Source organism: Pseudomonas sp. B10(2017) (genome assembly GCF_002113295.1).
GTDB lineage: Bacteria > Pseudomonadota > Gammaproteobacteria > Pseudomonadales > Pseudomonadaceae > Aquipseudomonas > Aquipseudomonas pudica.
This window is the reverse complement of sequence record NZ_NEJU01000002.1, coordinates 118,867-145,317: the sequence shown is the minus strand read 5'-3', so window position 1 is coordinate 145,317 and position 26,451 is coordinate 118,867. Positions and strand designations below refer to the sequence as shown.

The window sequence follows — 26,451 nt, the reverse complement described above, 5'->3', positions numbered from 1 at the left end:
GCGCCAGGAGAACACCCATGTCGCATTCGATTCGTGACAACCTCAAGCGCCTGCTGGCACCCCGGCACCTGGCCTTCGTCGGCGGGCGCAGCATGGCGCGGGCGCTCAAGCGCTGCGCCGAAGGTGGCTTTGGCGGCGAGCTGTGGCTGGTCAACCCGCAGCATGACAGCCTCGAAGGTATCCCCTGTGTGGCGCGGGTGGCCGACTTGCCCTATGCCCCGGACGCGGTGTTCATCGCCACCAACCGCGAACTGACTCTGCAGTGCGTTGCCGAGCTGGCCGCACGCGGCGCCGGTGGCGCCATCTGCTATGCCTCAGGCTTTGCCGAAAGCGGCGAAGAGGGCGGCCAGCTGCAGCAGCGCCTGCTGGCCGCCGCCGGTAACATGGCCTTGCTCGGCCCCAACTGCTACGGCCTGCTCGACTACCTGCACGGCGCTGCCCTGTGGCCGGTGGCCCATGGTGGCCAGCAAGTGGAGAAGGGCGTGGCGATCCTCACCCAGAGCGGCAACTTCGCCTACAACCTGTCGATGAGCGACCGCTCGCTGCCGGTGGCCTACATGGCCTCTGTCGGCAACCAGGCACAACTGGGCGTGGCCGAGCTGATGGACGTGCTGCTCGACGACCCACGGGTAACCGCCATCGGCCTGCACCTGGAAGGCCTGAAGAACGTGCCGGGCTTCGCCCGTGCCGCCTGCAAGGCATTGCAGCAGGGCACGCCGATCATTGCGCTGAAGACCGGCGTGTCGCAGATCGGCGCCGAACTGGCGCTCAGCCACACAAGCTCGCTGTCCGGCTCCGATGCCTTGTACGACAGCCTGTTCCAGCGCCTGGGCGTGATCCGCGTCAGTGGCCCGGTGAGCTTCGTCGAAACCCTCAAGGCCGCCGCCTGTGGCCGCCTGCCGGTGAATGGCGAGCTGATAGCCCTGGCTTGTTCCGGTGGCGATGCCGGCTTGATCGCCGACTATGCCGAGCGCAACCAGCTGGTCCTGCCAAAGCTCGAACAAGGACAGGTGGCGCAGTTGGCCGAGGTGCTGCCGGCCTATGCCAACCTGGTCAACCCACTGGATTTCACCACTGCCATCTGGGGTGATGCAGCGGCCCTGCAACGCATGCTCGACAGCACCCTGAGCGGCGCAGCCGACGCGGCCATGCTGGTGCTGGACTACCCGGCGGCGTTCACCGGCGAACGCAAGGAATGCGACCTGCTGCTGGCACTGTACTGCGATGCGTTGGAGCGCCACGGCAAGATCGGCTTCGTCACCTCGGCATTCCCGGAGCTGTTGCCCGCCTGCGCGCGCGAGCGTTTGCACGCGCGCGGCATCGCCGCCCTGCAGGGTGTGGAGGATGGCCTGGCAGCCTGGGGCCGCATCGTCGCCTACCAGCGCAACCGCCAGCGGCTGCTGGAACAGGGTGAGGCCGCACGGGTGCCGCTGTGCCCCCAGACCATCGCGGGCGAGGGCCAGCTGCTGGACGAATGGCAATCCAAGCAAGCCCTGCGTGCCTTCGGCCTGCCGGTACCGGCAGGGGTGTTGAGCACACCCGAGCGTGCCGTGGCAGATGCCGCCCGCGTCGGCTACCCGCTGGTATTGAAGGCGGTCAGCGCGCAACTGCCGCACAAGACCGAAGCCGGTGCGGTGGCGCTGAACCTGCGCGATGCCGCTGCCCTCGAGGTTGCGCTGGTGCAGATGCGCCAGCGCATCGCCGCCTATGCCCCGCAGGTAGCGTTCGACCAGGTGCTGCTCGAACCGATGGCCGAGCCGCCGCTGGCCGAATTGATCGTCGGCATCAAGCGCGAGCACGACTTCGCCCTGGCCCTGGTGATCGGTGCCGGTGGCGTGCTGGTCGAGCTGCTCAAGGACAGCGTCAGCCTGTTGTTGCCGACCACCGACGACGCCATCCGTAGCGCGCTGCTCGGCCTGCGCAGTGCCAGCCTGCTGCAAGGCTTCCGTGGCCGCCCGGCTGCCGACCTCGACGCATTGGTTGCGGCTATCCGCGCGGTGGCCGACTACGCCTGCGAAAACGCCGGGCAATTACTGGAGCTGGATGTGAACCCATTGATGGTAGGTGCCCACGGCACCACTGCGGTCGATGCGCTGATCCGCCTCGGCCAGGCGCAAGGAGAACGACATGAATAAGCACACCCCAACCGCCGGGCAGGCGTTGGTGCGCCTGCTGGCCAACTATGGCGTGGAAACGGTATTCGGCATCCCCGGCGTGCACACTCTGGAGCTGTACCGCGGTCTGCCGGGCAGTGGCATCCGTCATGTGCTGACCCGCCACGAGCAGGGCGCCGGCTTCATGGCCGACGGCTATGCCCGGATAAGCGGCAAACCGGGGGTATGCTTCGTCATCACCGGCCCGGGCGTGACCAATGCCGCCACGGCCATCGGCCAGGCCTATGCCGACTCCATCCCTATGCTGGTGATTTCCAGCGTCAACCACACTGCCAGCCTGGGCAAGGGCTGGGGCTGCCTGCACGAAACCCAGGACCAGCGCGCCATGACCGCGCCGATTACCGCGTTCTCCGCCGTGGCCCTGCGCGGCGACGATCTGCCCGAGCTGATCGCTCGTGCTTGGGCCGTGTTCGACAGCGAACGGCCGCGCCCGGTGCATATCTCGGTGCCGCTGGACGTGCTGGCCGCACCGGTCAGCCGTGACTGGAGCGATGAGGTGGTGCGCCGCCCCGGGCGCGGCCAGCCGTGCCGTGACATCCTCGACCAGGCTGCCGTGAAGCTGGCAGCCGCCAGGCGCCCGATGATCATTGCCGGTGGTGGGGCATTGCACGCGGCCGAGCAGTTGCAGCAACTGAGCACCCGGCTGGCAGCCCCACTGTTCACCAGCGTGGCCGGCAAGGGCCTGCTGCCAGCGGACGCACCACTGAATGCTGGCGCCAGCCTGTGCGTCGAGCCCGGCTGGCAGCTGATCAGCCAGGCCGATGTGGTGCTGGCAGTGGGTACCGAAATGGCCGACACCGACTTCTGGCGCGAGCGCCTGCCGATCAGCGGCGAGCTGCTGCGCGTGGACATCGATCCGCGCAAGTTCAATGACTTCTACCCCTGTGCCATTGCGCTGCACGGCGATGCCCGGCAAACCCTGGCCGGCCTGCTCGAGCACCTGCCAGCGCTGGACCGTGACCCAGCCCAGGCCAGCGAAGCCGTGGCCAACCTGCGGCTGGCCATCCGCAACAGGCATGCGCCGCTGCAGGCCGTGCACCAGGCAATCCTCGACCGTATTGCCGCCGTGCTGCCCGATGACGCCTTCATCAGCAGCGACATGACCCAACTGGCCTATACCGGCAACTACGCCTTCGCCAGCCGGGCGCCGCGCAGCTGGCTGCATCCCACCGGTTACGGCACCCTCGGCTACGGCCTGCCGGCCGGCATCGGCGGCATGTTCGCCAGCGACCACCGCCCAGGCCTGGTGCTGGTGGGCGACGGCGGCTTCCTTTACACCGTCCAGGAGCTGGCCACGGCAGTCGAGGAGCTGGACCGACCGTTGGTCGTGCTGTTGTGGAACAATGACGCCCTTGGCCAGATCCGTGACGACATGCTCGACCTGGACATCGAGCCGGTCGGCGTACTGCCGCGCAATCCGGACTTCATCGGCCTGGCCCGTGCCTTTGGTTGCACGGTGCGCCAGCCGCGTGATCTGGATGCGCTGCAGGCCGATCTGGCCAGCGGTTTCGCCACCCCCGGCGTCACCTTCATCGAACTCAAACACACCTGCGTCTGCTAAGCGGCAGACACCACGAACAACAAGAGAAACCACCATGCCATTTCGCCGTACCCTCCTGGCTGCATCCCTCGCTCTGCTGATCACCGGCCAGGCCCCGCTGTACGCCGCACCACCCCTGTCGATGGACAACGGCACCACGGCCCTGACCGTGCAGAACAGCAACGCCTGGGTCGAAATCAGTGCCGGCGCCCTGCAACACAACATCCGCACCCTGCAGGCCGAGCTGGGCGGCAAGTCCAAACTGTGCGCCGTGCTCAAGGCCGATGCCTATGGCCATGGCATCGGTCTGGTGATGCCGTCGATCATCGCCCAGGGCGTGCCTTGCGTGGCGGTGGCCAGCAACGAAGAGGCCCGGGTGGTGCGCGCCAGTGGCTTTACCGGGCAACTGGTGCGGGTACGCCTGGCCAGCCTCGGCGAAGTTGAAGATGCCTTGCAGTACGACATGGAAGAACTGGTCGGCAGCGCCGAGTTCGCCCGCCAGCTCGATGCCCTCGCCGAACGCCACGGCAAGACCCTGCGCATCCATCTGGCGCTCAATTCCAGTGGCATGAGCCGCAACGGCGTGGAGATGGCTACCTGGTCCGGCCGTGGTGAAGCGCTGCAGATCACCGACCAGAAGCACCTCCAGCTGGTCGCGCTGATGACCCACTTCGCCGTGGAAGACAAGGACGATGTGCGCAAAGGCCTGGCAGCGTTCAACGAACAGACCGACTGGCTGATCAAGCACGCCAAACTTGATCGCAGCAAGCTCACCCTGCATGCCGCCAACTCCTTCGCTACGCTGGAAGTGCCGGAAGCGCGCCTGGACATGGTGCGCACCGGCGGCGCGTTGTTCGGCGACACCGTGCCGACGCATACCGAATATCAACGTGTCATGCAGTTCAAGTCGCACGTGGCAGCGGTGCACAGCTACCCGGCTGGCAACACCGTCGGCTACGACCGCACCTTTACCCTGGCGCGTGATTCGCGCCTGGCGAACATCACCGTCGGCTACTCCGATGGCTATCGCCGGGTGTTCACCAACAAAGGCCATGTGCTGATCAACGGCCACCGTGTGCCAGTAGTGGGCAAGGTGTCGATGAACACCTTGATGGTCGATGTCACCGACTTCCCCGATGTCAAGGGTGGCAACGAAGTGGTGCTGTTCGGCAAACAGGCCGGGGGAGAGATCACACAGGCCGAGATAGAGGAAATCAACGGCGCGCTGCTCGCCGACCTCTACACCGTATGGGGCAGTTCCAACCCGAAGATTCTCGTCGACTGAAACCGCCAATGAAGGGAGATTGCCATGCGCTACGCCAAGCTCACTCAACGCATCGCCGGCGACGGGGCCGCGGCCTGGGACATCCACTACCGCGCCTTGGCGCTGCAGGCCGAGGGCAAGGATATCCTGCTGCTGTCGGTGGGTGACCCGGACTTCGACACCCCCGCGCCGATCGTCGAGGCGGCCATCGACAGCCTGCGGGCGGGCCACACTCATTACGCCGATGTGCGCGGCAAGCTGGCGCTGCGCCAGGCCATCGCCAACCGCCACCGCCAGCGCAGCGGCCAGGCCGTCGATGCCGACCAGGTGACGGTACTGGCGGGGGCCCAGTGTGCGCTGTACTGCGTGGCCCAGTGCGTGCTCGACCCGGGTGACGAGGTGATTGTCGCCGAGCCCATGTACGTGACCTACGAGGCGGTGTTCGGGGCCTGTGGCGCCAAGGTGGTGCCGGTGCCGGTCAAGCCGGAGAACGGCTTCCGCGTTTGCCCCCGTGACGTGGCCGCGCGCATCACCTCGCGCACTCGCGCCCTGGCCCTGAACAGCCCGCACAACCCCTCGGGGGCGAGCCTGCCGCGTGCCACCTGGGAAGCGCTGGCCGAACTGTGCATCGCCCACGATCTGTGGCTGATCTCCGACGAGGTGTACAGCGAGCTGCTGTACGACGGCGAGCATGTCAGCCCCGGCAGCCTGCCGGGCATGGCCGAGCGCACCGCCACCCTCAACAGCCTGTCGAAGTCGCATGCCATGACCGGTTGGCGGGTGGGTTGGGTGGTTGGTTCGAGCGAACTGGCCGCCCACCTGGAGAACCTGGCGCTGTGCATGCTGTATGGCTCGCCGGACTTCATCCAGGACGCCGCCGTGGTGGCACTGGAGCAGCAACTGCCCGAGCTCGACAGCATGCGCGAGGCCTATCGCCAGCGCCGCGACCTGGTGTGCGAGCAGTTGGCCGGCTGCCCGGGCATCAAGGTGCTCAAGCCCGATGGCGGCATGTTCGTGATGGTCGACATCCGCGAGACCGGCCTCAGCGCCCAGGCCTTCGCCGATCGCCTGCTCGACAGCCAGGGCGTATCGGTGCTCGCCGGCGAAGCCTTCGGCCCCAGCGCTGCCGGGCATATCCGCCTGGGCCTGGTGTTGGGCAACGAGGCCTTGGCCGACGCTTGCCAGCGCATTGCCCGCTGCGCCGCGGCATCGATGCAGGGGCAGGCCCATGCGTGAGTATGCGCGGCTGTACATCGACGGCGCCTGGCAGGTACCGAGCGGGCAGGGCATTGCCGAGGTGATCGACCCGGCCACCGAACAGGTCATCGGCCGGGTGCCGCTGGGCGCGGAGGCCGATGTCGAGCGGGCGGTGACGGCCGCGCGGCGGGCCTTCGATGGCTGGTCGCGTACACCGTCCGGCGTACGTGCCGGGTACATAACGGCGCTGGCCGCACAGCTGAAAAGCCGCGCGGCGGAAATGGCCTCGGTCATCACCGATGAACTGGGCATGCCGGTGCAGTGGTGCCAGGCGGTACAGGTCGAGGGCCCGATTGCCGGGCTGGAGCAGTATGCCGAACTGGCCGGGCTGATGGATGAGGTGCGCGAAGTCGGCAACTCGCTGGTGTACCGCGAGGCCGTTGGCGTTTGCGCGTTCATCAACCCGTGGAACTACCCGCTGCACCAGATGATCGGCAAGCTGGCGCCGGCCCTGGCCGCCGGCTGCACGGTGGTGGTCAAGCCCAGCCAGGAAACACCGCTGCACGCGTTCCTGCTGGCCGAGATGATCGAGGCCATCGGCCTGCCGGCCGGGGTGTTCAACCTGGTCAGCGGGCCGGGGGCCAAGGTTGGCGAGGCCCTTGCCCGGCACCCGCAGGTGGACATGGTGTCGTTCACCGGTTCCACCGGTGCCGGGGTGCGCGTGGCCCAGGCGGCCGCGCCGACGGTGAAGCGGGTGTGCCTGGAGCTGGGCGGCAAGTCGCCGCTGCTGATCACCGCCGACGCCGACCTGCACGCGGCGGTGCGCCATGGCGTGCAGGACGTGATGATCAACTCGGGGCAGACCTGCACGGCGCTGACCCGCATGCTGCTGCCGGCCAGCCGCTACGCCGAGGCGCTGGAGATTGCCGAGGCCGAGACCCGTGCGCTGGTCATGGGCGACCCGCGTGACCCGGCCAGCTTCCTAGGCCCGATGTGTTCGGCAGGCCAGCGGCGCACCGTGCTCGACTACATTCGCCTGGGGCAGGAGGAGGGCGCGCGCCTGCTGTGCGGCGGTGATACGCCAGCCGGCTTCGAGCGTGGCTTCTACGTGGCGCCGACCTTGTTCGCCGATGTCGACAACTGCATGCGTATCGCCCAGGAGGAAATCTTCGGCCCGGTGCTGTGCCTGATCCCCTATGCCGACGAGGCCCAGGCGCTGGCCCTGGCCAACGATTCGCCGTTCGGCCTGTCCAGCGCGGTGTGGGCAGGTTGCCGCGAACACGGCCTGGCCCTGGCGCGGCAGATACGCGCCGGGCAGTGCTTCATCAACGGTGGTGGGTTCAACTACCAGGCACCGTTCGGTGGTTACAAGCAGTCTGGCAATGGGCGCGAGTGGGGCGAGGAGGGCCTGGCGGAGTTCGTCGAGGTGAAAGCGGTGCAGTGCTGAGCCACAGCTGGAAGACAACCTGTTTTGTGTGAGGAGAATGTTTGTGAATGTACTGATCGTCCACGCTCACCCCGAGCCGCAATCGTTCACTGCCGCCCTTCGTGACCAGGCCGTGGAAACCTTCCGCGCCCAGGGCCACCAGGTGCAGGTCAGCGACCTGTACGCCATGGGCTGGAACCCAGTGGCCAGTGCCGATGATTTCACCCAGCGCGAGAACCCCGAGTACCTGGTGTATGCCCTGGAGCAGCGCCAGGGGGTCAAGCGTGGCGCCATTGCCGCGGATATCCAGCAGGAGCTGGACAAGCTGCTGTCGGCCGACTTGCTGGTGCTGAACTTCCCGATCTTCTGGTTCTCGGCGCCGGCCATGCTCAAGGGCTGGATCGACCGCGTGCTGGTGTCGGGGGTGTGCTATGGCGGCAAGCGCTTCTACGACCAGGGCGGGTTGGCAGGCAAGAAAGCGCTGGTGACCGTGACCCTGGGCGGGCGCGAGCACATGTTTGGCGACCGGGCGATTCATGGGCCGCTGGAGGATATGCTGCGGCCGATCTTGCGCGGTACGCTGGCCTACGTCGGCTTCGAGGTGCTGCCGCCGTTCGTGGCCTGGCATGTGCCGTACATCAGTGACGAGGCGCGGCAGGGCTTTTTGCAGCAGTACCGACAGCGCCTGGAGCAGCTCTCGGACGACCAGCCTCTGGTGTTCCCGCGCCTTGAGCAGTTTGATGAGGCGTTGTACCCGCTGACCTGACCTTTCTCCTGTGCCAGCCACTGGGGCCGCGTTGCGGCCCTTTCGCGACACAAGGCCGCTCCCACAAGGACTGCGCAGCCTTCGAAGCTGGCAGTGAACCTGTGGGAGCGGCCTTGTGTCGCGAAAGGGCTGTAAAGCAGCCCCCAAAGATTCGGCAGGCTGTTGAGATCCACCTGCCAAAAAACGACCACCCACACATTCGGGGTATGTTCCCCTTCGGCAAATCCCTCGATAGTGCCTGCATCGGCTCGATCCCGAGCATTCACACGATGGAGTTGCCATGCGCAAGGTACTGAAGGTGATTGGCGGTCTGCTGCTGGCGTCTGGCGCCAGCCTGGCCCAGGCGGCAGAGGTGGACAGCGGTAACACGTTGCGGTTGTACAACTGGACCGACTACATCGGCGAAACCACCCTGGCCGACTTCGAGAAGGCCACCGGCATCAAGGTCATCTACGACACCTTCGACGGCTACGAAACGGTACAGACCAAACTGCTCACCGGCCGCTCCGGCTACGACCTGGTCATGCTGAATGCTTCCCTGGTACCCCCGCTGATCAGTGCCGGAGTGTTCCAGGCACTGGACAAGCAGCAACTGCCCAGCTGGCACAACCTCGACCAGCAGGTGGTGAACAACCTGCAAGGCTACGACCCCGGCCTGAAATACTCGGCGCCCTACACCTGGGGCAGCTCGGGGGTAACCTACAACGTCGACAAGATCACCGCGCGCATGCCCGATGCCCCCATCGGCTCGCTGGCCATGCTGTTCGACCCCAGGATCGTCTCGCGCTTTGCCGACTGTGGCGTCACCCTGATGGACGCGCCGACCGAAGTCATCCCGCTGGCCCTGCAGTACCTGGGCAAGGACCCACGCAGCGCATCGCCTGCCGACCTCAAGGCGGCCGAACAACTGCTGCTGGGCATTCGCCCGTACATTCGCAAGTTCGACTCGGTCAACTACCTCACCAGCCTGCCCAACGGCGATATCTGCCTGGCCCTGACCTGGTCCGGCGACTACGCCACCGCCCAGGCTCGTGCGGTGGAAGCGAAGAAGAACATCAAGCTGTCGTTCTTCATCCCCCAGGAAGGCTCGCTGATCTGGTTCGACAACTTGTACATCCCCAAGGATGCACCGCACGTGGCCAACGCCCACCGCTTCATCGAGTTCCTGCTGCAGCCGCAGACCATGGCCAAGGTCACCGACTACATCCACTACGCCAACAGCAACGCTGCCGCCACGGCGTTGGTGCGCGAGGAGATCCGCCAGGACCCGGCCATCTACCCCGACGCGCAAACCCGCGAGCGCCTGTTCGCGCAGAAAACCCAGAGCCCGAAGGACATGCGCGCCATCACCCGGGTCTGGAGCACGGTCAAGACCGGTTTCTGAACACCGCCCAACGATCACTGCCAAGGAGCTGCCCATGGCTACCCCAAGCAAAGCATTCGCCACTGCCAACGACCCGCTGGTGGAAGCCGACAAGGCCCACTACATGCACGGCTACCATGTGTTCGACGAGCACCGCGAGCAAGGCGCGCTGAACATCGTTGCCGGCGAGGGCGCCTACATCCGCGATACCCACGGCAACCGCTTCCTCGATGCAGTCGGCGGCATGTGGTGCACCAACATTGGCCTGGGCCGTGAGGAGATGGCCCTGGCCATCGCCGACCAGGTACGCCAGCTGGCCTATTCCAACCCGTTCTCCGACATGGCCAACGATGTGGCCATCGAGCTGTGCCAGAAGCTCGCGCAGCTGGCGCCGGGTGACCTGAACCATGTGTTCCTCACCACCGGCGGCTCGACCGCGGTCGACACTGCCTACCGGCTGATCCAGTACTACCAGAACTGCCGTGGCAAGCCGCACAAGAAGCACATCATCGCCCGCTACAACGCCTACCACGGCTCCACCACGCTGACCATGTCGATCGGCAACAAGGCCGCTGACCGGGTGCCGGAGTTCGATTATCACCACGACCTGATCCACCACGTGTCCAACCCCAACCCGTACCGTGCCCCGCACGACTTGGACGAGGCCGAGTTCCTCGACTTCCTGGTGGCCGAGTTCGAGGACAAGATCCTCTCGCTGGGGGCCGACAACGTGGCGGCGTTCTTCGCCGAGCCGATCATGGGCTCGGGTGGGGTGATCATTCCGCCCAAGGGCTACTTCCAGCGCATGTGGCAGCTGTGCCAGACCTACGACATCCTGTTCGTCGCCGACGAAGTGGTGACCTCGTTCGGGCGCCTGGGCACCTTTTTCGCCAGCGAGGAACTGTTCGGCGTAACTCCCGATATCATCACTACCGCCAAGGGCCTGACCTCGGCCTACCTGCCGCTGGGGGCATGCATCTTCTCCGAGCGCATCTGGCAGGTGATCGCCGAGCCGGGCAAGGGCCGCTGTTTCACCCACGGCTTCACCTACAGTGGCCACCCGGTGTGCTGCACCGCGGCGCTGAAGAACATCGAGATCATCGAGCGCGAGCATTTGCTGGAGCATGTCAAGGACGTTGGCGCTTACCTGGAACAGCGCCTGCAAAGCCTGCGCGAGCTGCCGCTGGTGGGGGATGTGCGCTGCATGAAGCTGATGGCCTGTGTCGAGTTCGTTGCCGACAAGGCCAGCAAGGCGCTGTTTGCCGACGAGGTGAACATTGGCGAACGCATCCACAGCAAGGCCCAGGCCAAGGGGCTGCTGGTGCGGCCGATCATGCACCTGAACGTGATGTCGCCGCCGTTGATCGTCACCCATGCGCAGGTGGACGAGATCGTCGAAACCCTGCGCCAGTGCATCATCGAAACCGCGCGCGAACTCACGGCGCTTGGCCTGTACCAGGGCCGATGAACCTGGCGCAAAGGCCTGTGCGCGGGCGTGCCTGGCAGGCTAGACTGCCGGGCATGACCCAGGCCTCTCCCGACACCCCGCTTACCCTTTCACTGGGCGCGCTGCAGCAATGGCATGCGGCGCTGCAACGCGCATTGGCCCACAGCGAAACGCCCGAGGCGCTGGCCCATGTGGCGGCAGCCATCGGCCAGCTGGTGCAGGTGGAATCGATGATGATCAGCCTCGAGTGCCAGGGGCGGGCACCGCAACTGCTGTACCAGCAAGGCATCCCCGACCTGCACCGCGCCGCCGTGCTGGAGCGCTATTTCACTGCCGGCTACCTGCTCGACCCGTTCTGCCTGGCCGTGCAGAGCGGCCTGGCCGAGGGCTTCTACCACCTGCAGGAAATCGCCCCGGACAACTTCTTCGACAGCGATTACTACAAGGCTTATTACCTGGGCACTGGTTGCAGTGAAGACAGCTACTACATCGTCGACCTGAGCGCTGGCCGCAAGTTGTCGCTGAGCCTGTTCCAAGGCTGCAGCGGCACGCGCCTGAGCGCGGGGCAGATCGACCTGCTGCGTGCGCTGGAGCCGATGGTGCGCGAACTGCTGGGGCGCTATGCCCGGCACCATCTGGAGCCCGGCCCCGCGCCGGCGGAGCGTGGCGGCCTGCAGGCGGCGTTCGACAGTTTCGGCTGCCAGGTGCTGACCGACCGTGAGCGGGAGGTGGCGCACATGATCCTGCGCGGGCATTCGGTGAAGTCCACCGCGCTGGAGCTGGGCATCTCGCCGGAAACCGTGCGCATGCACCGCAAGAACCTGTACCTGAAGCTGCAGATCAACTCGCAGTCGGAGTTGTTTGCGCGGTTTATCGACTGGCTGCGCGGCGATCATCTGCCGGCCTAGCAGCAAAGGAGCAACTGCCTTGCTCAAATCTGAAAGCTGGCGCGGTCCCCTGTGGGAGCCGGGTTCACCCGCGAAGCAGGCACCGCGGTATATGGCACGGGCTTCGCCCGTGTTCGCGAGTGAACCCGCTCCCACAGGTACAGCGCTGCCCCCCCCTATAATTCTGAGCCCCTGCCTTTAGCCAGATAGGCCGCAAACTCTGCCTCCGGCACCATGCTGCCACCGGTCCCCCACACCAGATGCGTGGCCCGCTCCATGCGCCCGGCCGACAGGCCAATGCGCGCCAGGTACTCAGGTGATTCAAGCACCTTGACCATGCCCGGCATCCCCGCCAGCGCCGAAGGCTCCAGCCGCGTGTTCTCCTGGTCATGGGCCAGTACCAACAGCCGGTACAGCGCCTCGTCGCTGACCGTGTAATAACCATCGAGCAAACGCTGCATCGCCTTGCCGACAAAGCCGGAAGGGCGGCCCACCGCCAGGCCATCGGCGGCGGTCAGGTTGTCGATGCCGAAATCCTGCACGCTGGTGGCATCATGCAAACCGCTATACACCCCCAGGAACATGCACGGCGAGTGGGTGGGCTCGGCGAAGATGCAGTGCACATGGTCGCCCCAGATCAGCTTCAGGCCGAACGCCACGCCACCTGGGCCGCCGCCGACCCCGCAGGGCAGGTAGACGAACAATGGGTGCTGGGCGTCTACCTTGATGCCCGCAGCCTCGAACTGGGCGGCCAGCCGCTCGGCCGCCACTGCATAGCCAAGGAACAGGTGTGGTGAATTCTCGTCGTCGACGAAGTAGCAGCTCGGGTCCGCCGCCGCCTGCTGGCGCCCTTGCTCCACTGCCACGCTGTAGTCGCTTTCGTACTCGACCACGCACACGCCGTGGGCGCGCAGCTTGTCCTTCTTCCATTGGCGGGCATCGGCCGACATGTGCACGGTGGCCTGAAAGCCCAGCCTGGCACTCATGATGCCGATCGACAGGCCGAGGTTGCCGGTCGAGCCGACCGCAACCTTGTACTGGCTGAAGAATTGCCGGGCCTGGTCGCTGGCCAGTACCCGGTAATCGCTGTCGAGGTGGATCAGGCCGGCCTCCAGCGCCAGGTCCTCGGCATGCTTGAGTACTTCATGAATACCGCCCCGAGCCTTGATCGAACCGGAGATCGGCAGCTCGCTGTCGGCCTTGAGCCAGAGTGAACCGCTGGCGGGCAGGCCCGCTGCCTGCAGCAAGGTGGCGTGCAGGGTGGGCAGCGGGCGCAGCGGCGACTCGATGATACCGTCGCTGGTGGCGGTGTCCGGGAACACCTTGGCCAGGTACGGGGCAAAGCGTGCCAGCCGGGCACTGGCGGCACTGACATCGGCGGCGCCAAGGCCGACATCGGCCAGGGCCTGGGCGGCAGGGGCGATGTGCGGGTTGAACCAACGGGTTTCGCGCAGGGCCACCAGGTCTTCGATCAGAGGATGGGAGCTGCACCATGCTTGCAGTGTCTTGCCGTGAATCATGCTGGGTTTCCTGTTGGTTGATGATGACCGGGGAGCGCACGCTCATACGGCCTGCTGCGCAATCAATGCCAGGCAGCGCCGCACGATCGGGCTCACATCGCCCTTGCGCCGGCTGAGGATGATCGGGCTGACGGCGCCGCTGTCGAGCAGGCTTACATATTCGATATCGGTGCGGTGCTGCTGCTGCACCGACGCCGGCACCAGCGTGACGCCTACGCCGACGGCCACCAGGCCGATGGCAGTCTGCAGTTCGTTGGCCCACTGGCTGACGCGGATGCTCATGCCGTGGTGCGCGAACAGCGCCAGCACATGGTCTGCATAGCTGGGCCGCGGGTTGGCCGGGTAGAGGATGAACGCCTCGCCAGCCAGCTGGGCGAGTGTGAGCGGGCTGTTCCCCAGCGGGTGGCCCTTGGGCAGTACGGCCACCAGTGGGTCTTCGCACAGCACTTGCTGGTGAATGGCCGGGTCATCGATGCGAATGCGCCCGAAGGCGATGTCGATGCGCCCGCTTTTCAACGCCTCCACCTGCTGCAGCGTGGTCATCTCGTTCAGGCCCAGCTCCAGCTCGTTGTCCTGACGCAGTTCGCGGATCAGCTCCGGCAGCACCTTGTACAGGGTCGAGGGGGCAAATCCGATCCCCAACCACTGACGCTGGCCCTGGCCGATGCGACGGGTGTTGTCGCTGATGTTCTCCAGCTGCTGCAGCACGGTGCAGCTCTGCTCGTAGAAGAAGCGACCCGCCTCGGTCAGCCGCAGCGGGCGCTCGCGCACCACCAGCAAAGTACCGAGCTGGTCCTCGAGCTGGCTGATCTGCCGGCTCAGCGGTGGCTGGGCAATGTGCAGCAGCTCGGCGGCGCGAGTGAAGTTCAGGGTTTCGGCCAGGACCTTGAAGTAACGCAGGTGGCGCAGCTCCATCAGACCTCCAGGGTATGGTGGGAGATTCATTCGATATTGGACGGCTATCAGGGTCTCGCGCAATCCTTGAACAAGCAAGTAAATGCACCACTCGGGCCTGCGGCTGGCAGCCCGAAACTACGGGACCTGGCAACAATGACAAGCGCGCTGATTGAACGTATAGAGGCAATTATCGTCGACCTGCCGACCATTCGCCCGCACAAGCTGGCGATGCACACCATGCAGCAGCAGACCCTGGTGGTATTGCGTGTTCGCTGCAGTGATGGTGTGGAAGGCATCGGCGAGGCCACCACCATTGGCGGCCTGGCCTATGGCTACGAAAGCCCCGAGGGCATCAAGGCCAACATCGATGCGCACCTGGCGCCGGCGCTGATCGGCCTGCCGGCAGACAACATCAACGCCGCCATGCTCAAGCTGGACAAGCTGGCCAAGGGCAACACCTTTGCCAAGTCGGGTATCGAGAGTGCCTTGCTCGATGCCCAGGGCAAGCGCCTGGGCCTGCCGGTCAGCGAACTTCTGGGTGGCCGCGTGCGCGACAGCCTGGAAGTGGCCTGGACCCTGGCCAGCGGCGACACCGCCCGCGACATCGCCGAAGCCTTGCACATGCTGGAGATTCGTCGGCATCGGGTGTTCAAGCTGAAGATCGGCGCCAACCCGTTGGCCCAGGATCTCAAACACGTGGTGGCGATCAAGCGCGAACTGGGCGACAGCGCCAGCGTGCGGGTCGACGTCAATCAGTATTGGGACGAATCCCAGGCCATCCGTGCCTGCCAGGTGCTCGGCGACAACGGCATCGACCTAGTCGAGCAACCGATTTCGCGCATCAATCGCAGCGGCCAGGTGCGCCTCAACCAGCGCAGCCCGGCGCCGATCATGGCCGACGAGTCGATCGAAAGCGTCGAGGACGCCTTCAGCCTGGCAGCCGACGGCGCGGCCAGCATCTTCGCCCTGAAAATAGCCAAGAACGGCGGCCCTCGCGCCGTGCTGCGCACCGCGCAAATTGCCGAGGCTGCCGGCATCGCCCTGTATGGCGGGACCATGCTCGAAGGCTCGATCGGCACCCTGGCTTCGGCTCACGCCTTCCTGACCCTGCGCCAGCTCACCTGGGGCACCGAGCTGTTCGGGCCGCTGCTGCTGACCGAAGAAATCGTCAATGAGCCGCCGCTGTACCGCGACTTCCAGCTGCACGTGCCACACACACCGGGCCTGGGCCTGACCCTGGACGAACAGCGCCTTGCGCGCTTCGCCCGCCGCTGAGTCACGCTGGCTGAAAGAACACACAACCGCTGTGGGAGCGGCTTTGGCCGCGAAGCAGGCGACGCGGTGGATGGCACGGGCTTCGCCCGTGTTCGCGGGTAAACCTGCTCCCACAGTGTTCGCGCCAAATCAGAGAAAGGAGATACCAGCATGCTGTTCCACGTGAAGATGACCGTGAAACTGCCGGTCGACATGGACCCGGCCAAGGCTGCCCGGCTCAAGGCCGACGAAAAGGAACTGGCCCAGCGCCTGCAGCGCGAAGGCACTTGGCGCCACCTTTGGCGCATTGCCGGGCACTACGCCAACTACAGCGTGTTCGACGTGCCCAGTGTCGAGGCGCTGCACGACACCCTGATGCAGCTGCCGCTGTTCCCTTACATGGACATCGAGGTCGACGGCCTGTGCCGGCACCCCTCGTCGATTCACAGCGACGACCGCTGAGACGCACCTGTCAACCTGACAAGAACAAGATGAGGCAAGCACGATGACCGTGAAAATTTCCCATACTGCCGATGTTCAGGCGTTCTTCAAGGAAGTGGCCGGCCTGGGCCATGCCGAAGGCAACCCACGCTTCAAGCAGATCATCCTGCGTGTGCTGCAGGACACTGCACGCCTCGTCGAAGACCTGGAAATCACCGAAGACGAGTTCTGGCATGCCGTCGACTACCTCAATCGCCTGGGTGGCCGTAACGAAGCCGGCCTGCTGGCGGCGGGCCTGGGCATCGAGCACTTCCTCGACCTGCTGCAGGATGCCAAGGACGCCGAGGCCGGCCTGACTGGCGGCACCCCGCGCACCATCGAAGGCCCGCTGTATGTGGCAGGGGCGCCGCTGGCGCAGGGCGAAGCGCGAATGGATGACGGTAGCGACCCGGGTGTGGTGATGTTCCTCCAGGGCCAGGTGTTCGATGCCGAAGGCAAGCCGTTGGCCGGCGCCACCGTCGACCTGTGGCACGCCAACACCCAAGGCACCTATTCGTACTTCGACTCGACCCAGACCGAGTACAACCTGCGCCGGCGCATCATCACCGATGCCGAAGGGCGCTACCGCGCGCGCTCCATCGTGCCGTCGGGTTACGGCTGCGACCCGCAGGGGCCGACCCAGGAATGCCTGAACCTGCTCGGCCGTCACGGCCAGCGCCCGGCGCACGTGCACTTCTTCATCTCGGCGCCGGGGCACCGCCATCTGACCACGCAGATAAACCTGGCTGGTGACAAGTACCTGTGGGATGACTTCGCCTATGCCACCCGTGACGGGCTGGTCGGCGAGCTGTGCTTCGTCGAGGATGCTGCGGCGGCGCGTGATCGCGGCGTAGAAGGTGAGCGTTTTGCCGAGCTGACGTTCGACTTCCATCTGCAGGCGGCCAAGGCGCCAGACGCCGAGGCACGCAGCCATCGCCCGCGTGCGTTGCAAAACAGTTGAGCCCTATCAATCGATGACTGGTTTTGGCCTGGGCCTTTCCGTGCGGGGAGGGCCTGGGCTTTTTGCTGCCAGGGGCTGTTGATCTAGAATCCGCCTTTTTACCCGAGCCCTTCGCATCATGCTGCCCATCGAACTGCTGGCGACCACTGCCGACCAGGCCCCGCTGATTCGCAACCTCTACCAGTTCTACGCCTACGAGTCCTCGGACTGGGAGCAGGAAGACGTCGAAGTGGACGGCCGCTTCTATATCCATGACGAGCACCTGCAACGATATTGGCAGGCCGATGGCTGGGGCGCGTATCTGGTGCTGGCAGATGGTTTCATCGCCGGTTTCGTGCTGGTCGAGCGCAGCGAACTGCCGGGCATCGATGCGTTCGAACTGGCCGACCTGTTCATCCTGAAAAAGTACCGCCGACAGGGCATCGGCCGGGCGGTGGCGTTGCAGCTGCTGGGCGGCGATGGTGATTGGCTGATGCGCTGTTACGCAAAGGACGCGCCTGCCGTGGCCTTCTGCAATGCCGTGCTGGCCGAGCTGTCGCGCCCGGCGCAGCCCATAGCCCTGGATGACGAACCAGGCTTGCTCAATTTCCTGGTCACGGGCGCACGTCATTGAGGGTGGCCAGCCTTCGTTCGCAAATTGAAGGGATCGTGGCTTTTTGTGAGCTACTTCACAAAATCGTCATCGGAGGCATAATGCCACCAATCCTTTTCACGCCTTTCGAAGGCCCAGGTAAAGTTCATGTCGCTAGTCGCAAGCCCCGACATCATGTACCGGCTGTTGATCCAGAGTGTGGTGGACTATGCCTTCTACCTGCTCACCCCCGAAGGGATCGTCGCCAACTGGAACCCCGGCGCCCAGCGCGCCAAGGGCTACCTGGCCGAGGAAATCGTCGGCCAGCACTACTCGTTGTTCTACACCGATGCCGAGCGCGCCGCCGGGCTGCCCGCGCTCAATCTTGAGCAGGCGCGCAGCACCGGGCGCTTCGAAGAGGTCGGTTCGCGCCTGCGCAAGGACGGCACGACCTTCCATGCCCATGTGGTGATCGACGCGGTTTACGATGATGCCGGGCAACTGGTGGGCTTCGCCAAGGTCACCCGCGACATTTCCGAGCGCCACCGGCAAGAGCTGGAACTGCTGCAGGCCAAGGAACTGGCCGAGCAGTACAGCCAGGAAATGGCCAAGCTGTCGCAGTTTCTTGATTCGGTGATTGCCAACATCCCTGCCAGCGTCATTGTCCAGGACCTGGAAAGCCAGCGCATCCTGCTGGCCAACCAGCAGGCCGAACGCCTGTTCGGCGGGCCGCAGCGCAGCATGATCGGCCAGCTGCCCGGCGAATGCCTGGCACCGGGTGCTGCCGGCTACCTGGAACAGCAACTGGCCCGTGGCGCCCGCAGCACCAAGGGCCATGCCGCCGAAACCCGGGTCGACACAGCCTGCGGCCCACGCACCCTGCGCAGCCGCACCTTGCTCAGCCAGAACCGTGAAGGCCAGGCCGACTACGTGCTGTTCGTTGCCGAAGACGCCACCGAAGAGCTGGCTGCCCACGCGCAGATCCACCACATGGCGCACCACGATGCGCTGACCGGGCTGCCCAACCGCACCCTGTTCAACGAACGCCTGCGCCAGGCGCTGGTGCGTGACAGCGAGCACGCCAAGCTGACCGCCGCCCTGTGCCTGGACCTGGACAACTTCAAGAACATCAACGATTCGCTGGGCCACGCCTTTGGCGACAAGCTGCTGCGCGCGTTGGGCAAGCGCCTGCGCCGCGAGCTGCGCGAACACGACACCCTGGCCCGCCTGGGCGGCGACGAGTTTGCCGTGGTGCTGACCGGCCTGGAAGGCCGGGAGGCCGCATGCAACACTGCGCAGCGCCTGATCAACGCGGTCTGCCCACCGTTCCAGATCGAGGGGCACCAGTTCACGGTGGGGGTGAGCATCGGTATTGCCATTGCGCCTGACGACAGCGACCAGGCCGAGCAACTGCTGGGCTACGCCGACATGGCGCTGTACGAGGCCAAGCGCAATGGCCGCAACCGCTACGAGTGTTTCAACGTCGAACTGGACGTCGCCGCCCGCCAGCGCCGCCTGGTGGAAACCGACCTGCGCACCGCGTTGCACCTGGGCCAGTTGCAGTTGCATTACCAGCCGGTGGTCGATCAGCAGACCAGCAGCGTTACCGGCTATGAGGCGCTGCTGCGCTGGGAGCACCCGACCCGCGGCATGGTCATGCCCATGGACTTCATCCCCATCGCCGAGGAAACCGGGCTGATCCATGAACTGGGCGCCCGGGCGCTGAACCTGGCCTGCCAGGAGGCGGCCAGCTGGGACAGCGAGCAGACGGTCTCGGTCAACCTGTCGGCGGTGCAGTTCAAGAATGCCAACCTGGTGCACACCGTGGCCTTGGCGCTGGCCGACTCAGGCCTGCCGCCACAGCGGCTGGAGCTGGAGGTCACCGAGTCGGTGCTGCTGGGCAACAGCGAGGAAAACGTGCGTACCCTGCGTGCACTGAAGGACCTGGGGGTGGCCATTTCGCTGGACGATTTCGGCACCGGGTATTCCTCGCTGGGCTACCTGCGTTCGTTCCCGTTCGACCGGATCAAGATCGACAAGTCGTTCGTGCATGACATGTGCGACAGCCGCGAGGCGATGTCGATCATCCGCGCCATTACCGACCTGTCCAACAGCCTGATGATCAAGACGACGGCCGAGGGGGTGGAGTCGGAGGAGCAGATGCGCCGGTTGGCGGCGGAGGGTTGCTCGCACTTCCAGGGCTACCTGTACGGGCGACCTGCACCGGCGAACGAGCGCTTGAAGCAGGTCATGACGCCGGCATAACGGTTTGCGCGGCCCATTGTGGGAGCGGCCTTGTGTCGCGATTGGGGCGCGCAGCGCCCCCAACATTTTCAGCTTCGCCGCAAAAATTGTCGGGGCCGCTTTGCGGCCCTTTCGCGACACAAGGCCGCTCCCACAGAGATCGTGCCAGCTTTCAGATATTGAGCAGCAATCAGCTGTTCCAGTCCGGCGCAAACGCCGGGCTCACCACCCGCTGGTTTTTCGGCAACCCGGCAATCGCCGCGCGGTCCTCGTCATCCAGTTGCACGGTCGAGGCCGCCAGGTTGGCCAGCTGGTTCTCGCGGCTGCCGGCCTTGGGGATCACCGCCACGCCGTCCTGGTCCAGCAACCACTTCAGCGCCACCTGGCTGGGCAGCACGCCATGCTTGCGGGCGATCGCCTGGATCACCGGCTGCGCCGCCGCCTGCCCACGGGCCAGCGGGGTGTAGGCGGTGAGCAGCAGGTCGTGGCGGCGGGCATAGTCCAGCAGCGGTTGCTGGCCGAGCAGCACGTGGTATTCCACCTGGATCGCCGACAATGGTGCGCCCAGCGTTTCCACCACCTGGCGCAGCAGCCCCAGCGGGAAGTTGGCCACGCCGATGCTGCGCGCCTTGCCCTCGTCACGCAGGGCCACCAGGGTTTCGATGCTGCGGGCCAGGTCCCAGTCCTGGGCGGGCCAGTGGATGTGGAACAGGTCGACCTGCTCGGTACCCAGCGCGCGCAGGCTGTCCTCCAGCGACTGGCGCATGGCCTTGGGCGCCAGGCGATCCCACCATACCTTGGTGGTCAGGTGAATATGCTCGCGCGGTACATCGCTGTCGCGCAGGGCCTGGCCGACGGCGGCCTCGTTTTCATAGGCAGTGGCGGTATCGATATGCCGGTAACCCAATTCAAGCGCCTGGCGCACGGCCTGGGTGCACTCGCTGCCGGTCATTGGCCAGGTGCCCAGACCGATCGCGGGCAGGTCCAGGCCGTTTCGGGTGGTGAGCCTTTGCATGTAAATTCCTTGTAGGGTGTGCAGGGTTCGCATTGGATGGTCGGCGATCAGCACGGCACGGGCCATGCGCGCGGGGCGGAAAGTGGTCGATCAGCGAACAGAAACTGCAGTCGGCCTTGGCTGGCGGCAATTGAACTTCCTTATTCTTCGGCATCTCTTCTAGAATCCGAGCTGTTGCATCCGCCAGGCTGTGCCTGCGCGGCCTTCACTGGGCGCCGCATCCAGCCGCGCCGTCATCGAGAGTGCCATGAGTTCCAGCACACCGCTGTCCGGAGTCAACCAACCCCTGCGCGGCATCGCCCTGGTGGTGGTGGCGACATTCCTGTTCGCCAGCCACGATGCCCTGTCCAAGTTCCTCGGCGGCCTGTACCCGATCATCATGGTGGTGTGGGCGCGGTATGTGGTGCATACGCTGCTGATGGCCGGCATCTTTCTGCCAAAGGCCGGCCTCAACGTGCTGCGTACCCGCCGCCCGCTGTTGCAGACGTTACGTGCCCTGAGCCTGCTGAGTACCAGCCTGCTGTTCACCACCGGCCTGCAGTACCTGCCGCTGGCCGAAGCCACGGCGGTCAACTTCCTCGCCCCGGTGCTGGTCACCGCACTGTCGGCACCACTGCTGAAGGAGCGGGTGACGGTGGGGCAATGGGTGGCGGTGGTGATGGGCTTCATCGGCGTGCTGGTGGTGGTGCACCCGGGAGGGGCGATGTTCACCCCGGCCATCCTGTATCCGTTCGGTTCGGCGCTGGGCTTCTGCTTCTACCAATTGTTGACGCGTATCCTGGCTTCGCACGACAGCCCGACCACCAGCAACTTCTATGCGGGGTTGTGCAACACCCTGGCGATGAGTGCGCTGGTGCCGTTCTTCTGGGAGATGCCGCGTTGGGACCATGCGCTGCTGATGCTGGCGCTGGGTGGCTTTGGCATGACTGCGCACCTGCTGCTGACCCAGGCCTTCCGCCATGCGGCACCGGCGTTGCTGGCGCCATTCAGTTATTGCCAGATCGTGTTTGCCGGTTTGCTTGGGTTGGTTGCCTATAGCCAGGTGCCGGATACCTTGAGCCTGGTGGGCATCTCGGTGATCTGCCTGAGTGGGCTAGGGGCGGCGTGGATGCAGCGGGGTAAGTAGAAGGCCGTTATTACAGCACCGACCTGTAGGAGCTGTGCCCAAGCATTGCGCTAGACCAGTGGAAGGCCCTCAAACGCGACCCTTCAACAACGCCTGCAACGAATCGTCAAAGTCCCGCAGCGCATCTGCCTGCACCGCCCGCTCATCCTCGACCACCCGCGCCACATCGCCCAGGCGCTTGCTGGCCCGTCCTTCAGCGCGGCCGATATAGGTCAACTGGTCATCGAAAAAGCGAGCTACCACCCGGCTTTCGATATCCGCGCTGGCCAAACGGCTTTCGGTGTCCAGCAGCACGATCACATCCGGGTGGTCGCCCAGCAGCGTGTCCAGGTCGTCATAGAACGTCACTTCGGTAAACTGCTGCGCCAGTGACCGCGCCAGCCAGTCATACGCCTGGCTCTCGCTGCGCAGGGTCGCCACCGAGACGCGCTGGCCCCGGGCCGGCGCGGTGGCCTGGGTGCGATGGCTGCCGAGGTATTCGAGGGTCGCTGCGGCATCACGTCCCAGCAGCACGGCCACCCGCTGGCCAGGGCCCAGGATGACACTGGAAATGGCCGTGGCCGAATAGAAGTGCCCGTAGGGCTGCGTGTCGGTAGCCGCCGGGCTGGCACAACCGCCAAGGGCGGCCAGCAAGGCGAGCAGGGCTGCGATCATGCCGGTTTTCATGGGAGGCCTCATCAATCAGTGAATGCCGCCATCTTCCAACCGGGCTGTTCGCAGCGGAACTTGATGGCATTCATGGTAGCTATCGATGAGGTCGATGAATCACTGCGTGGCCATGAATTGCAGGATGCGTTCGCGCAGCCAGCGCTCGGCGGGGTCATTGTCCTGGGCGCCGCTCCAGACCATCGACAGTTCAGCCTCGGTGATGTCGAACGGCGCCGGGTCGGCGCGCAGGCTGCCGTCGTCGGCCAGGGCGCAGGCGGCGTAGTCCGGCACCGTGGCGATCAGTTCGGTGTTGCGCAGCAGGGCGCGCAGGCTGCCGAACTGCGGCACCGCCAGCACCACCTTGCGGCAACGGCCGATGCGTGCCAGGTCAAGGTCGATATTGCCGCTCATGTCGCCGGAGAACGACACCATTACATGTGGGCGGGCGCAGTATTCGTCGAGGGTCAGCGGGCCTGGGCGGTCATCGGCGCGCAGCACCCGCACGCCGATGTTGCGCAGCTTTCGGCGCTTGGCGGTGGCCGGCAGGTCAGTGGTGTAGCTCACGCCCACCGAGATCTCGCCGCTGGCCAACAGCCCTGGCATCAGCAGGAAGTTGGCCCGGCGCACCACCACGCTGATGTTCGGGGCCTCTTCGCGCAGGGCCTGCAGCAGGGCCGGGAACAGGCCGAACTCGGCATCGTCCGACAGGCCGAGGCGGAACACGTTGCAGCTGTTGACCGGGTCGAACTCGCGGGCGCGACTGATGGCGGCGGAAATCACGTCCATGGCCGGCCCCAGCTCGGCGAAGATCTGCATGGCCCGTGGGGTCGGCTCCATGGCCCGGCCGTTGCGGATCAGCAGCGGGTCGTCGAACAGCTCGCGCAGGCGGGCGAGGGCGGCGCTGACGGTGGGTTGGGTGATGAACAGCTTTTCGCCGACCCGGGTCAGGTTGCGTTCGATCATCAGGGCTTCGAACAGTACCAGCAGGTTCATGTCGACGCGGCGCAGGTCGTTGCGGTTCATGAGTGGGCGGGTTCCGGAGTAGAGGGGGTGGCGGTGTATTGAAGCATGTGGCCAGCCTGATTGCCTTGTATGGATGTGCCGGCCTCTTCGCGGGTAAACCCGCTCCCACAGGATCATCACCGGAAAGCTGACAGAGCCAACCTATCACCCCTCAATAGCCACTCTATTAGAACTCTGTCCAAGCTCGGCTAGTCTTTCCCCTGGCCCCGCGAGTTCCGCGAGCGGGCGGCGTGTCAGCACCTGCGTGCAAGACCGCACCAACCCCATCGTGACAGCTTCGCAAGCCCCGTGTAGACCTGATGAGGGGTAGCACGAGCCCACGCGCTCGGCTGAAAGAACACCTGGCAATGACCGGAAATCTGGATAACCGACCCAAAGGTACCCGCAGATGTCGAACGAATCGAAATGCCCGTTCCATCAAACCGCAGGTGGCGGCACCACCAACCGTGACTGGTGGCCTGACCAGCTCAACCTGAGAATTCTTCACCAACATTCCTCCAAGTCCGACCCGATGGACCCGGGTTTCGACTATGCCAAGGCGTTCAAGAGCCTCGACTTCCAGGCCCTGAAGCAAGACCTGACCGCCTTGATGACCGACTCCCAGGACTGGTGGCCCGCCGACTTCGGCCACTACGGCCCGCTGTTCATCCGCATGGCCTGGCACAGCGCCGGCACCTACCGCATCGGCGATGGCCGGGGTGGTGCAGGCTCTGGCCAGCAGCGCTTCGCCCCGCTCAACAGCTGGCCGGACAACGTCAGCCTGGACAAGGCCCGGCGCCTGCTGTGGCCGATCAAGCAGAAGTACGGCAACAAGATTTCCTGGGCCGACCTGATCGTGCTCACCGGCAACGTCGCCCTCGAATCCATGGGCTTCAAGACCTTCGGTTTCTCTGGCGGGCGTGCCGATGTCTGGGAGCCGGACGAGGACGTGTACTGGGGCTCGGAAAAGGTCTGGCTGGGCGGAGACATTCGTTATGGCAATGAGCAGGTCAAGGCCCAGCCGCCAGGCCAGGGTGACCTGGTAGCCGAGCCAGCCAAGCACGCAGAGGAGCAAAGCCGGGACCTGGCCGGCGAGCGCAACCTGGAAAACCCGCTGGCTGCCGTGCAGATGGGCCTGATCTACGTGAACCCGGAAGGCCCGGACGGCAACCCCGACCCGGTGGCCTCGGGCAGGGACATCCGTGACACCTTTGGCCGCATGGCCATGAACGATGAAGAAACCGTGGCGCTGATCGCCGGGGGCCACGCCTTCGGCAAGACCCACGGTGCCGGCCCTGCCGACAACGTCGGCCCCGAGCCGGAAGCAGCAGGCCTGGAGCTGCAGGGGTTGGGCTGGGCCAACAAGTTCGGCAGCGGCAAAGGTGGCGACACCATCACCAGCGGCCTCGAAGTGACCTGGACCTCGACCCCCACCCGATGGAGCAACGAATACCTCAACAACCTGTTCAACTTCGACTGGGAACTGACCAAGAGCCCGGCCGGTGCACACCAGTGGCGGCCGAAGGAGGGCAAGGGGGCAGGCACTGTGCCGGATGCCCATGACCCGGCCAAGCGCCACGCGCCTTCCATGCTCACCTCCGATCTGGCACTGCGCTTCGACCCGATCTATGAGCCGATCGCCCGCCGCTTCAAGGACAACCCTGACCAGCTGGCAGACGCCTTCGCCCGCGCCTGGTACAAGCTGATCCACCGCGACATGGGCCCATTGGCGCGCTACCTCGGCCCGGAAATGCCCAACGAAGAGCTGCTGTGGCAAGACCCGCTGCCAAAAGTCGACCATCCGCTGGTAGGCGAGCAGGACGTTGCCGAGCTCAAGGCCAAGGTGCTGGCGACGGGCCTGAGCGTTGGCGAGCTGGTGGCCACAGCCTGGGCGGCGGCGTCGACCTTCCGCGGTTCGGACAAGCGTGGCGGGGCCAATGGTGGCCGCCTGCGCCTGGCGCCGCAGAAGGACTGGCCGGCTAACCAAGGCACGGGCAAAGTACTGGCGGCGCTCGAGAAGATCCAGGCCGAGTTCAATGCCGGTGGCAAGAAAATCTCCCTGGCCGACCTGATCGTTCTGGCTGGCGCCGCCGCAGTGGAAAAGGCTGCCAAGGACGCCGGGCACAACGTCAGCGTGGCGTTCCGCCCGGGGCGTACCGATGCCTCCCAGGCGCAGACCGACGTCGAGTCGTTCGCCGTGCTGGAACCGCTGGCCGATGGCTTCCGCAACTTCACCAAGGCCCGCTACAGCGTCAAGGCCGAGAAGCTGTTGCTGGACAAGGCCCAGCTGTTGACCCTGACCGCACCGGAAATGACCGTGCTGATCGGCGGCCTGCGCGTGCTCGGTGCCAACCATGGCGGCAGCCAGCAGGGCGTGTTCACCGACAAGGTCGGTACCCTGAGCAACGACTTCTTCCGCAACCTGCTGGACATGGGCGTTGAGTGGAAGCCGACCTCGGCGGATAACGACGCCTTCGAAGGACGGGACCGCAAGACCGGGCAGGTTAAATGGACAGGTAGCCGGGTTGACCTGGTGTTCGGTTCCCATGCCCAGTTGCGGGCGTTGAGCGAGGTGTACGGCAGCAGTGATGGCCAGGACAAGTTCGTGCGGGACTTTGTGGCGGCCTGGGAGAAAGTGATGGAGCTGGATCGCTTTGACCTGAAATAGC

The 26,451-nt window shown here is 65.4% G+C and carries 21 protein-coding genes; 16 read left to right on the top strand and 5 right to left on the bottom strand.

Features of this window, described 5'->3' with window-relative positions; translation table 11 throughout:
- Positions 1-17 precede the first annotated feature (17 nt).
- From CAF92_RS03215 to CAF92_RS03175, 9 genes are all read left to right on the top strand, one after another.
- Positions 18-2,135: an acetate--CoA ligase family protein gene (locus CAF92_RS03215; RefSeq protein WP_085599173.1), complete on the top strand. Its 2,118-nt coding sequence runs from the start codon at positions 18-20 to the stop codon at positions 2,133-2,135.
- A complete protein-coding gene (locus CAF92_RS03210; protein WP_085599171.1) occupies positions 2,128-3,735 on the top strand; it encodes a 5-guanidino-2-oxopentanoate decarboxylase in 1,608 nt (535 codons plus the stop codon). Before CAF92_RS03215 ends, CAF92_RS03210 begins: the two co-directional genes overlap by 8 nt.
- Before the next feature lie 34 nt (positions 3,736-3,769).
- Complete coding sequence (gene alr / locus CAF92_RS03205; RefSeq protein ID WP_046615225.1) at positions 3,770-4,999, top strand: alanine racemase; 1,230 nt, start codon at positions 3,770-3,772, stop codon at positions 4,997-4,999.
- 24 nt (positions 5,000-5,023) lie between these two features.
- A complete protein-coding gene (locus tag CAF92_RS03200) occupies positions 5,024-6,214 on the top strand; it encodes a pyridoxal phosphate-dependent aminotransferase (RefSeq protein WP_046615226.1) in 1,191 nt (396 codons plus the stop codon).
- Positions 6,207-7,622, top strand: a complete 1,416-nt coding sequence (locus CAF92_RS03195) for an aldehyde dehydrogenase family protein (protein WP_085599169.1) — start codon at positions 6,207-6,209, stop codon at positions 7,620-7,622. The genes CAF92_RS03200 and CAF92_RS03195 overlap by 8 nt, the downstream gene beginning before the upstream one ends.
- Positions 7,623-7,665: 43 nt before the next feature.
- On the top strand, positions 7,666-8,367 hold the full coding sequence (locus CAF92_RS03190) for an NAD(P)H-dependent oxidoreductase (protein ID WP_085599536.1): 702 nt from the start codon (positions 7,666-7,668) through the stop codon (positions 8,365-8,367).
- A 280-nt stretch (positions 8,368-8,647) separates the two neighbouring features.
- On the top strand, positions 8,648-9,751 hold the full coding sequence (locus tag CAF92_RS03185) for a polyamine ABC transporter substrate-binding protein (protein WP_085599167.1): 1,104 nt from the start codon (positions 8,648-8,650) through the stop codon (positions 9,749-9,751).
- 34 nt (positions 9,752-9,785) lie between these two features.
- Complete coding sequence (locus CAF92_RS03180) at positions 9,786-11,198, top strand: aminotransferase (protein WP_085599165.1); 1,413 nt, start codon at positions 9,786-9,788, stop codon at positions 11,196-11,198.
- A 53-nt stretch (positions 11,199-11,251) separates the two neighbouring features.
- Positions 11,252-12,085: a helix-turn-helix transcriptional regulator gene (locus tag CAF92_RS03175; protein WP_230384923.1), complete on the top strand. Its 834-nt coding sequence runs from the start codon at positions 11,252-11,254 to the stop codon at positions 12,083-12,085.
- A gap of 155 nt (positions 12,086-12,240) precedes the next feature.
- Here CAF92_RS03175 and CAF92_RS03170 read toward each other — a convergent pair whose 3' ends face one another.
- Together CAF92_RS03170 and catR are read right to left on the bottom strand one after the other, a co-directional pair.
- Positions 12,241-13,584, bottom strand: coding sequence for a D-serine ammonia-lyase (locus tag CAF92_RS03170; protein WP_085599163.1), 1,344 nt, complete (start codon positions 13,582-13,584; stop codon positions 12,241-12,243).
- Between the two features lie 42 nt (positions 13,585-13,626).
- On the bottom strand, positions 13,627-14,499 hold the full coding sequence (catR, locus tag CAF92_RS03165) for an HTH-type transcriptional regulator CatR (RefSeq protein ID WP_085599161.1): 873 nt from the start codon (positions 14,497-14,499) through the stop codon (positions 13,627-13,629).
- A gap of 135 nt (positions 14,500-14,634) precedes the next feature.
- Between catR and CAF92_RS03160 the strand changes: the two genes are divergently transcribed.
- The 5 genes from CAF92_RS03160 (at position 14,635) to CAF92_RS03135 (ending at position 20,012) form a co-directional block, all read left to right on the top strand.
- Positions 14,635-15,756 (top strand): muconate cycloisomerase family protein, encoded by a 1,122-nt coding sequence (locus tag CAF92_RS03160; protein WP_085599159.1) that lies wholly within the window; start codon positions 14,635-14,637, stop codon positions 15,754-15,756.
- 150 nt (positions 15,757-15,906) lie between these two features.
- On the top strand, positions 15,907-16,197 hold the full coding sequence (gene catC, locus CAF92_RS03150) for a muconolactone Delta-isomerase (RefSeq protein ID WP_013973066.1): 291 nt from the start codon (positions 15,907-15,909) through the stop codon (positions 16,195-16,197).
- A gap of 43 nt (positions 16,198-16,240) precedes the next feature.
- The gene (gene catA, locus CAF92_RS03145; protein ID WP_046615234.1) at positions 16,241-17,176 is read left to right on the top strand and encodes a catechol 1,2-dioxygenase; all 936 of its coding nucleotides are present in this window, start codon (positions 16,241-16,243) and stop codon (positions 17,174-17,176) included.
- Positions 17,177-17,294: 118 nt separating this feature from the next.
- The gene (locus tag CAF92_RS03140; RefSeq protein ID WP_046615235.1) at positions 17,295-17,789 is read left to right on the top strand and encodes a GNAT family N-acetyltransferase; all 495 of its coding nucleotides are present in this window, start codon (positions 17,295-17,297) and stop codon (positions 17,787-17,789) included.
- A gap of 126 nt (positions 17,790-17,915) precedes the next feature.
- Positions 17,916-20,012, top strand: coding sequence for a bifunctional diguanylate cyclase/phosphodiesterase (locus CAF92_RS03135; protein WP_085599155.1), 2,097 nt, complete (start codon positions 17,916-17,918; stop codon positions 20,010-20,012).
- A 169-nt stretch (positions 20,013-20,181) separates the two neighbouring features.
- Here the strand turns inward: CAF92_RS03135 and CAF92_RS03130 are convergent, their stop codons facing one another.
- Positions 20,182-21,006, bottom strand: coding sequence for an aldo/keto reductase (locus tag CAF92_RS03130; RefSeq protein WP_085599153.1), 825 nt, complete (start codon positions 21,004-21,006; stop codon positions 20,182-20,184).
- Positions 21,007-21,253: 247 nt separating this feature from the next.
- Between CAF92_RS03130 and CAF92_RS03125 the strand changes: the two genes are divergently transcribed.
- The gene (locus tag CAF92_RS03125) at positions 21,254-22,132 is read left to right on the top strand and encodes a DMT family transporter (RefSeq protein WP_046615238.1); all 879 of its coding nucleotides are present in this window, start codon (positions 21,254-21,256) and stop codon (positions 22,130-22,132) included.
- Positions 22,133-22,201: 69 nt separating this feature from the next.
- On the opposite strand, the gene CAF92_RS03120 is transcribed toward CAF92_RS03125, so the two are convergent.
- A complete protein-coding gene (locus tag CAF92_RS03120; protein ID WP_085599151.1) occupies positions 22,202-22,798 on the bottom strand; it encodes a hypothetical protein in 597 nt (198 codons plus the stop codon).
- A gap of 99 nt (positions 22,799-22,897) precedes the next feature.
- A complete protein-coding gene (locus CAF92_RS03115) occupies positions 22,898-23,803 on the bottom strand; it encodes a LysR family transcriptional regulator (RefSeq protein ID WP_025338767.1) in 906 nt (301 codons plus the stop codon).
- Between the two features lie 388 nt (positions 23,804-24,191).
- Between CAF92_RS03115 and katG the strand changes: the two genes are divergently transcribed.
- Positions 24,192-26,450: a catalase/peroxidase HPI gene (gene katG, locus CAF92_RS03110; RefSeq protein ID WP_085599149.1), complete on the top strand. Its 2,259-nt coding sequence runs from the start codon at positions 24,192-24,194 to the stop codon at positions 26,448-26,450.
- The last annotated feature ends 1 nt before the right edge of the window (position 26,451 follow it).

What these genes read in the sequence shown, in the direction of transcription:
- CAF92_RS03125 (WP_046615238.1), top strand. Translation starts at nt 21,254, where the DNA reads ATGAGTTCCAGCACACCGCTGTCCGGAGTCAACCAACCCCTGCGCGGC.
- catA (WP_046615234.1), top strand. Translation starts at nt 16,241, where the DNA reads ATGACCGTGAAAATTTCCCATACTGCCGATGTTCAGGCGTTCTTCAAG.
- CAF92_RS03170 (WP_085599163.1), bottom strand. Translation starts at nt 13,584, where the DNA reads ATGATTCACGGCAAGACACTGCAAGCATGGTGCAGCTCCCATCCTCTG.
- CAF92_RS03160 (WP_085599159.1), top strand. Translation starts at nt 14,635, where the DNA reads ATGACAAGCGCGCTGATTGAACGTATAGAGGCAATTATCGTCGACCTG.
- CAF92_RS03180 (WP_085599165.1), top strand. Translation starts at nt 9,786, where the DNA reads ATGGCTACCCCAAGCAAAGCATTCGCCACTGCCAACGACCCGCTGGTG.
- CAF92_RS03210 (WP_085599171.1), top strand. Translation starts at nt 2,128, where the DNA reads ATGAATAAGCACACCCCAACCGCCGGGCAGGCGTTGGTGCGCCTGCTG.
- CAF92_RS03120 (WP_085599151.1), bottom strand. Translation starts at nt 22,798, where the DNA reads ATGAAAACCGGCATGATCGCAGCCCTGCTCGCCTTGCTGGCCGCCCTT.
- CAF92_RS03140 (WP_046615235.1), top strand. Translation starts at nt 17,295, where the DNA reads ATGCTGCCCATCGAACTGCTGGCGACCACTGCCGACCAGGCCCCGCTG.
- CAF92_RS03115 (WP_025338767.1), bottom strand. Translation starts at nt 23,803, where the DNA reads ATGAACCGCAACGACCTGCGCCGCGTCGACATGAACCTGCTGGTACTG.
- CAF92_RS03175 (WP_230384923.1), top strand. Translation starts at nt 11,252, where the DNA reads ATGACCCAGGCCTCTCCCGACACCCCGCTTACCCTTTCACTGGGCGCG.
- CAF92_RS03200 (WP_046615226.1), top strand. Translation starts at nt 5,024, where the DNA reads ATGCGCTACGCCAAGCTCACTCAACGCATCGCCGGCGACGGGGCCGCG.
- katG (WP_085599149.1), top strand. Translation starts at nt 24,192, where the DNA reads ATGTCGAACGAATCGAAATGCCCGTTCCATCAAACCGCAGGTGGCGGC.
- CAF92_RS03135 (WP_085599155.1), top strand. Translation starts at nt 17,916, where the DNA reads ATGTCGCTAGTCGCAAGCCCCGACATCATGTACCGGCTGTTGATCCAG.
- CAF92_RS03185 (WP_085599167.1), top strand. Translation starts at nt 8,648, where the DNA reads ATGCGCAAGGTACTGAAGGTGATTGGCGGTCTGCTGCTGGCGTCTGGC.
- CAF92_RS03215 (WP_085599173.1), top strand. Translation starts at nt 18, where the DNA reads ATGTCGCATTCGATTCGTGACAACCTCAAGCGCCTGCTGGCACCCCGG.
- catR (WP_085599161.1), bottom strand. Translation starts at nt 14,499, where the DNA reads ATGGAGCTGCGCCACCTGCGTTACTTCAAGGTCCTGGCCGAAACCCTG.
- CAF92_RS03195 (WP_085599169.1), top strand. Translation starts at nt 6,207, where the DNA reads ATGCGTGAGTATGCGCGGCTGTACATCGACGGCGCCTGGCAGGTACCG.
- catC (WP_013973066.1), top strand. Translation starts at nt 15,907, where the DNA reads ATGCTGTTCCACGTGAAGATGACCGTGAAACTGCCGGTCGACATGGAC.
- alr (WP_046615225.1), top strand. Translation starts at nt 3,770, where the DNA reads ATGCCATTTCGCCGTACCCTCCTGGCTGCATCCCTCGCTCTGCTGATC.
- CAF92_RS03130 (WP_085599153.1), bottom strand. Translation starts at nt 21,006, where the DNA reads ATGCAAAGGCTCACCACCCGAAACGGCCTGGACCTGCCCGCGATCGGT.